Origin of the sequence: Salinivibrio sp. MA351 (assembly GCF_001996065.1) — a bacterium.
In the GTDB taxonomy this organism is placed as follows: domain Bacteria; phylum Pseudomonadota; class Gammaproteobacteria; order Enterobacterales; family Vibrionaceae; genus Salinivibrio; species Salinivibrio costicola.
The window spans coordinates 64,594-72,695 of record NZ_MUFG01000015.1; the positions used below are offsets into that span (position 1 = coordinate 64,594).

General features: G+C 53.8%; 3 protein-coding genes. All 3 read right to left on the minus strand.

The features are described from left to right. Nucleotides 1-12 precede the first annotated feature (12 nt). The 3 genes from recD to BZG78_RS09615 all read right to left on the minus strand — a co-directional run bounded on the left by recD (nucleotide 13) and on the right by BZG78_RS09615 (nucleotide 7,860). On the minus strand, nucleotides 13-1,854 hold the full coding sequence (gene recD / locus BZG78_RS09605; protein ID WP_077661073.1) for an exodeoxyribonuclease V subunit alpha: 1,842 nt from the start codon (nucleotides 1,852-1,854) through the stop codon (nucleotides 13-15). Then, nucleotides 1,851-5,462: an exodeoxyribonuclease V subunit beta gene (recB, locus tag BZG78_RS09610; protein WP_077661074.1), complete on the minus strand. Its 3,612-nt coding sequence runs from the start codon at nucleotides 5,460-5,462 to the stop codon at nucleotides 1,851-1,853. Before recB ends, recD begins: the two co-directional genes overlap by 4 nt. 151 nt (nucleotides 5,463-5,613) lie before the next feature. Continuing rightward, on the minus strand, nucleotides 5,614-7,860 hold the full coding sequence (locus BZG78_RS09615) for a CehA/McbA family metallohydrolase (RefSeq protein ID WP_077661075.1): 2,247 nt from the start codon (nucleotides 7,858-7,860) through the stop codon (nucleotides 5,614-5,616). Between the last annotated feature and the right edge of the window lie 242 nt (nucleotides 7,861-8,102).

Here is an 8,102-nt window from a genome sequence, read left to right on the forward strand (position 1 = left end):
CTGACCTCGCCATTATAAGGGCGCCAACAAGGCATCCGGCAAACCACTATACCTTGCGGTGCGTGCGCCCACACCGTGGCGTAGCACCGGCCAAGACGCGTAAAGATCAAGCTGGTTCTTCGCCCGCGTGATGCCGGTGTAAATCAGCTCGCGGGTGATCACCGGTGAAATGGTGGGCGGACATACCAGCACTGTGTGCGCAAACTCCGAGCCCTGTGATTTATGCACCGTCATCGCAAACGCGGTTTGATGGGCGGGCAGACGGCTGGCAAGCAAATAGCGCACCTCGCCATCGTGGGTTTCAAACGCCACGCGGGTGATCCCCTCATGCTGCACCGCAATGCCAATATCACCGTTATACAACCCTAGGGCATGGTCGTTTTGCAAAATCATGATCGGCCGACCGTGATACCAAGTATCACGCTCTTTGGCGATCAATCCCGCCGACGCCAAGTGCTGCTCAATGGCTTGGTTGAGGCCAGCGACACCAAATGGGCCTTCGGTCAATGCACACAACAAACGAAATTGGCTAAAGGCACTCAGCACGTCCGCCATCGATGGCGGGTTTTCGAGCGTCGCATTATCGAGTGTTGTTAAGTAATCGCGATATCCTGTCACCGCTTGTTGCATCAGGGTCTGATAACTGTCATCACTCAGCACATGGTGGGTAATATCGCCATAGCCGCGTTTTAACACCGCCCCCACCTCGGCCATCTCTCCTCGGTTCACCGCAAAGGCGAGCTGGCCAATGCCGGATTGAGCATCAAAACGATAACTTTTGCGCAGCAGACACAGGGCACTGGCGATCGCTGGCGCATGTGGGTTTTCGGGTACATCAAAGCCTGTTAGCTGGCTTAAACGCGCTGCTTGCGCCGCTGGATAGCCCGCCTCGGCGTACTGACAAATATCGCCAAGCACCGCCCCCGCTTCCACAGAGGCAAGCTGATCTTTATCCCCGAGCAAAATAATGCGTGTTGAGGGCGCCAAGGCATCGAATAACTGCGCCATCAAGGGCAAGTCCACCATCGAGGCTTCATCGACAATCAACACATCCGCATGCACGGGATTATTTTTATGATGGCGAAACGCGACTCGCTGCGGAATCGCCCCTAATAATCGGTGAATGGTACTGGCTTGGGTCGGCAGCGCCGCTTTCACGTCATGATCAACAGGCAAGGCGGCAATCGCCCGTCCCAGTGATTCGGTCAATCGGTTGGCCGCTTTACCGGTCGGGGCGACCAACTTGATAGTGAGCGCTGCAGACGTTGTGCGCTCGGCGTGGTGTGACGCCACCAGCGCCGCTAACAAACGGGCGACGGTGGTGGTTTTACCCGTGCCCGGGCCCCCTGAAATCACGGCAAAAGGCTGGGTCAACGCGGTGGCTGCCGCCACTTTTTGCCAGTCTATCTCTGCCTGTGAGGCGGCAAATAAATTATCTAGGGTTTGTCTGGCCTCATCCGGTACCGGCAGCGCCGTCAAACGCTGGCGAATATGCCCGGCCACTTGCTGCTCGGCATGCCAGTAACGATGCAAATACAGTCGGTGTCCCGCAAGCACCAAGGGCGTCGCCTGCGTACCATCGGACACGACTGAGGCCTGCGCCAATTGCTCGCTTGGCGCTTGGCTATCAATGTGCGCCAATAAAGGCTGCCAAGCGACATCACTGGGTGGCTGCCACTGGTGCAAATCAAGGCAGACATGGCCTTTGCCCACTTCGCGACTCAGCAGCGCCGCCCATACCGTGATAGCAGCCTTATCTAATTGGGTGTCTTCTTCGCCCATCAAACAAGCAAATTGCACATCAATCGCTCGCAATTCCCCGCGCTGGTAAAGTGCCATTAATGCTTGTTTCATAACGACTCTCCAGCAAACAGGTTGTCCAAGGCGTCAATCAGTGCCTTATCGGGACGGTGCGCGAATACACCGGTTTCGCCGCTATCGCTGGTGCCCCGTAAAAAGAAATAAAACACGCCTCCCACATGGGTGTCGTAATCATAATCAGGGATCCGCTGGCGCAAAAAGCGGTGCAGCGCCAAGGTATAGATCTGATACTGAAAGTCGTATCGGTGCGCGATCATCGCCTCTTTGAGCGCCTCAGGATGGTAATCGGCCACACTGTCCCCTAAATGGTTCGACTTCCAATCCAGCACGTAATACTTGCCATCGGCGCGGAAGGTTAAATCGATAAAACCTTTTAACATCCCGCGCGCCGTCTCAAAGGAGAGCTGGCCAGCACGCGCTGACAGTGCATCATATCGCGCGGCGAGTCGGTTCAGTCGCTGGCAGTCGAGTGCGGCCAAAGGCATCACGAACTCCATCTCCGTTAACCGACTGGCGTTGTCAATTTGGTTCAGCATCAGCCCTTGTTCATTGAGCGGGTGTTTCAATACCTGTGTCATCCACTGCTGCAATATCAGGCACCACTGCAGGTCATAGTTTTCCAAGCTAAGGTGATGGGTAATAAGCTCAGCGACCTCTTCACTCATCAAATCAGCGGTAAAGTCCACCTCTTCAAACAAGGTATGTAAAAAGGTACCGGCTCGCGCGCCTTTGGGAAACGCAAAAACCGACCAAGGATCCACCGCCACATCCGCCGTCTCCTCATCGGCGAGGTCATCGTCCGCGTCCAAGTCGTAACTGGCTAATGTGGGCAAGGCGCTGACATGATGGCTATGTTTTAACAGCCCTGAGTAACTGGTTAGCCGCCACTGACGGTCAATCTTTCCGTCAAACTGACGCGCGGTTAGCGCCTCGTGGGCGCCCGTTTCAGGGGTATAACGGCTATCATCCGGCTCCGGTGGCGCAACCACAGCCACCGCATCGCTCGCGCTCGCCAACCCAGCTAAACTCTCGGCCAGCAGGCTAGCATCACCGACTTCTCCATGCTGGAGCAAATAACCGAGGGCCGTTAAGTGCAAGGCCGAGTCTTTTTGCCGACTGTTACCTTGTTTAAGGGGCGCACAGCCGATAAAACACCCATACACGGCGCGCGTCACCGCCACATACAGCAAGCGGATATCTTCAGCCAACCGCTCTTTTTCAGCGCGTTCTTTGCCCTCATCGACATTATCCAACGCCAGTACCGGCTGATACTGTTCATCATGATAAAAAGGTTGGCTGCTTTCGCGATACTGACAAGCAAACGGCAAGTAAACCAAATCGTACTCCAAGCCTTTCGATTTGTGGATGGTGACGATTTGCACCAAATCACGCTCCGACTCCAACCGCACCTGCTGCTCTTCCGATTGTTGAGCTGGCTCGGCCATCCGCTCTTGTAGCCAGCGGATCAGCGCGTGGGGGTTGTCCAATTGCTGGCTGGCACTTTGCAGCAACTCCGCAATATGCAAAAAGTCGGTCACACAGCGCTCGCCTTGCGGCATCGCCAACCAGTTTTCTGCCACTTGGCGGGCACTGGCGACTTGGCGCAGCATCGGCATCACCCCACGGCGCTGCCAGGTGTCACGGTAATGGCTAAAGGCCACCACCTCTTGCTCCCATAAGGCTTCGTCTTGATTGAGTAATGCCAGCTGCTCGGCGGTCAGGCCAAATAAGGGGCTGGCTAGCGCCGCCCGCAACTTACGCTCGTTTTCAGGCTGCATCACCGCCACTAAAATGCGCTCAATATCGCTGGCGACGGGGCTGGCGAACACATTATCACGGTTAGAAAGATAGACAGACGCCACGCCTTTTTCGGCCAGCGCTTGCTTGACCAGCTGTGCCTCGCGGCCGGTGCGCACCAACACGGCGATATTGTGCGGCTGAATCGCGCCTTGGCCGGAAGGCGTTTGTAGATAACTATTGCCCGCCACCGATTGGTTGAGCACTTGCGTGATATGCTGTGCGGTACTCACAGCTAAGGTCTGTTCAAAATCTTGCTTGCCACATAATTCATCCGGGCTGTGATGCCAAAAGGTGAGCGCGGGCTGCTCGTTTCCCTCCACCACCAGCGCCTTTTGTTTGGCGCTAGGCGAAGAGGCTACCTCTAAAAAGGGAATACTGTCTTGATAAACAAACGGTGCCTTCGCACGTGAGAACAAGGCATTGACTCCGCGTACCATGCCATCTGTCGAGCGCCAGTTGGTGGCAAGGTTATAGTGATCACTCACCTGCGCACGGGCATGAATATAGGTGAAGATATCGGCGCCACGAAAGGCATAAATCGCCTGTTTAGGATCGCCAATCATCATTAAACCGGTGCGCTCCCCCTCTTCCTCTGTGTCTGTGTCTGTGTCTGTCTCTGCGTCTGCGTCTGCGAATACAGGGGCATCGTCCGCCACTGGCGGCTGATAGACAGTGCTAAAAATCTGATATTGCAGCGGGTCGGTGTCTTGGAATTCATCAATCATTGCCACCGGATATAAGCTGCGAATACGCGCAACCAACTGGCCTTGGCTATCTTGGTCAAGTGCGCTGGCAAGTTGAGAAAGGAGATCGTCAAACGAGAGCCACCCTTGGCGGCGTTTTTCTTGGCGGAGCAGCTGCCGCACTTCTTTAATCGCCAGTGCAGTTAATCCCGGTTTTAACGTCGGCGGCTGATCAACCAATGCCTGAATCTGCTCAAATAGCGCTAGACTCGGTGGCTCAGCTTTACTCTTGTCCGCCAACGTCTGTTTGGCGAATTTTTCCAATTTGTCGGGCAACTGGTAATCAAGCGTCTCGGCATTGGCCCATTGTTCCATCGCATTCAGCCAGTTCGCCAGATGATCTTTGCGATAACTGCGGCCATCGAGTTTAGCGGCACTGAGCTGCTCGGTGATCTGCTCCCCCGCCTCGCGCCATGCTCGCTTTACCCCGTCAATTTTGGCTATCGCCGCTTGGTGTGCCGCCATGAGATCTTCGCCGAGATCAGGCGCCTTAACCGTGACAGCCGGTCCGGATAAATAGGGCGCAATCTCTTTTAATAAGGCCTCCGGCGCGGGCCAGTAGCTGCTCACCACACCGGCTAACGATTTTGGCAGCGGATAAAAACGACGACGCCAAAAATCGGCCGCCGCGCGCGCTTTGATCTGTCGCTCGTCGGTGACAAATTCATGACTGAACAGGCTACCCGACTCAAACGCATTTTGGGTCAGCATCCGCTGACAAAAACCGTGAATGGTATAAATGGCCGCTTCGTCCATCTGACGCTCGGCCTCTAACAGTCGCTGCGCCGCGGTTTTATGATCGCTTACCTCTGAAAGCAAAGGTCCAATGATAGGATCGTCACTCTCACCGCGCATAAAGGCAAAACGCGCCTCATGAATGCGACGTCGAATACGGTCTTTTAGCTCTTGGGTTGCCGCTTCGGTAAACGTCACCACCAGTATTTGCTCGACCCGACACGGCGCTGCGCGGCCATGCCCAAGCAACAATCGCAGGTACAAGCCAGCAATGGTAAACGTCTTACCGGTGCCGGCGGAAGCTTCGATTAATCGGACGCCATCGAGTGGCAAGGTGAGCGGGTTGAGGATCTGCGGTTCCATATCATTATTTCATCGCCTAGTCTGCCCGCTATTGTAGCAACCCCTTGGGGTAAAAAATATTCTAACCAAGGCCATCAATCTGCGCCGGTTAACATCACGATCAAAAAAGGCCAGCATCGCTGGCCTTGGTTCGTTTATTGAGACTCAACACTTACGACTGAAGCCAAACTGGGTTGGTCCATGCCGTGCTGCCGTCTTTGTCTTCCACTTCTAGGTTGATCCAACCTTCTGCATCCGCAGGAATAGGCAGTGATAGCTCAAGACGCTGTGTGCTCTCTTCAGGGTTAATGGTGATGCTGTTTAGCACCTCACCACCTTGGCCGATTAAGCGCACTTCTTTGAGGCCATCAGCGGCGACCACATTAATATCCCATTTATCACCTGCCTTGGCGGTTTCACCAAACATGATGTTTTGTGGATACAGGATTGGCCCCTGGGTGGCATAGCCGTGACCGGCTTTTAACGCTTTGGCAAAGGCGAGCGGCGTTAGCTCACCATCAACATTGGCCATCATACGAATACGCCCAGTGAGCTGGTTCCACGCATCATGGGTATCGGTGCCGGCTGTGAGGTACATGGCTTCGCCTTGATCCCAAAGCTTGTGCGCTTTTTCAAGGGTCGGCTCGTTATCGACACGTGCGTTAAGCTCCATCAGGTCGAAACGGTCAGTCTTACCGCCCGGCACCGCATCCTTAGCGATATTGGTGAAGTAGCCATAATCGTTATATGGATGGTTCATCGGCACCACTTCTGCACCCATCTCATGTGCAGCATCAATCAGAGTATGCACGTCATCAGTACCCGGATCGACCGTCAGCGCCGCGCCATTATCGATGGGGAATGGGTTCATGTGACCCCATGATGGCGAGATCTCAATCGATGGAATGAAAGGCACACCACGTTTCGCTGATAAGTCAGCAAATATTTTGTGATTAATGGTGGAGTCGTGATCACTGATAAAGGTCAGATCCAAGTCGGTTGCCAACTGGGCACGCACCACGATTTCTGGTGGGGTTACCCCTTCCAGCACATTGCCGTGGTGGTGTAAATCAGCCCCGTACCATTGGTGGCGATTCGGGAAGGTCACCTGTGGGATCTTAACCAACTGCTTGTTGGTTTTGCCCGATTCCAGCGTCACGTCCAAGGTTTGTGATTCAGCGGTAAAGCCTGCACCGGCGTTAATGCCCAGCTTATACTCACCGGGCGCTAGGTTTAGCTCGGCATGGCCGGCAGGCAGCAAGTCCGTGAAGAAGGTGCGTTTACCCAAGAATTCAACCGGTGGCGCTTGGCCTTCAATGATAGTCACACGTGCGTCTTTAGCCACGCCAGACACCGCTTCTTCTACGTTAAGCGCAAGGGTCGCAGGGCTTTTTAGCGAGGTGAAATTCAGTGTTTGCTCACTATCGGCACCCACGGTAATAGATTGCAGCTGGCTGTTGGCATGGCCGGTTGCCGTGCCATACACTTGGTATTTGCCTTCTGGCAATGCCATGCTGTACTGACCATCTTTAGCAAGCGTCCACGCGTAAGGGTGGCCGTCTTTCTCAATCATCACAATCGCATCGGCAGGCACGTTACCATTGTCGGCGCGAAGTTGGCCGGTAATAGTGCCCGTCGCTTCGCCATGACGTTCGGCTTCCGCTTTGACGATCGGCGCCATGTCACCGTTCGGAACAACCTGTAACTGAGACTCAAACGTACGGCTTTCACCGGCTTTGAGCGTGTGACCCAGATACATATCGCGACCGTTGTATTTAATGCGGTCAAAGTAAGGCGCGTGCAGTGCGAACGCCCAGTCACGGTCATACGCGACCATGCGATCGGCGAGGGCATTATCCGCCATCGCTTCTTCATTGCCTTCAAGCCCTGGTACCGCGAACTGATAACCCGTATCCGGCCAGATCGTGTGGCCAGATTCTAGTTCGAGATCATCCTCACCCTGGTTATTCATCACGGTTTTAAGAGCAATCGCGTCAGAGCCTGCAGCCAAGGTATACCAAGTCGTAATGTCGACTTTGTCGAAGTTACGGCTCACTTTGATCACTGCTTTTTCATCGCTGTCTTCAACAATATCAATCGACTTGCGCTCGTTCGGCCAGGCTGACCAGCTGTTGGGGATGAAATCTGCAAAAGCGACTCGGTCTAGATCAATTTTGCCATTTTTCACCGCCGCGAGGTCCACCAAGGTACCACGTGGCACGCCCCATGGTGGCGCAGACTCAACCGCCAATGCGAACGCGACATGCTCGTTTTTTACCGTGATGTCTTGGGCATGCGTTGCCTCGCCATCTGGGATTGCAGTCTTACCTTGAGTAATGCTGACTTCGGCGTGCGCTGAGGCACCCAGCAAAAGGCCAGAGACCAAGGTTGCCACTGCGCTTTTTGAGAATTTATGCATGAAGGCACTTCCTTTTTTTCATGGTTTGTTATGTGAATTTTCGATGACATTGTGCGTTAAGTTAATTACACGTTCAAATAAAAAACGGAACAAAGACCTCTATAAACAACACAAAAATGATGCCCTCTAATCATTAAATTAAAACTAAAATGCTGATTTTAATTACAATTAAAATACAACCCCGCATTAAAATGATCGTTTAAAAAATATTTAGACCCCAAATAGATTGACCCCTAACGAGC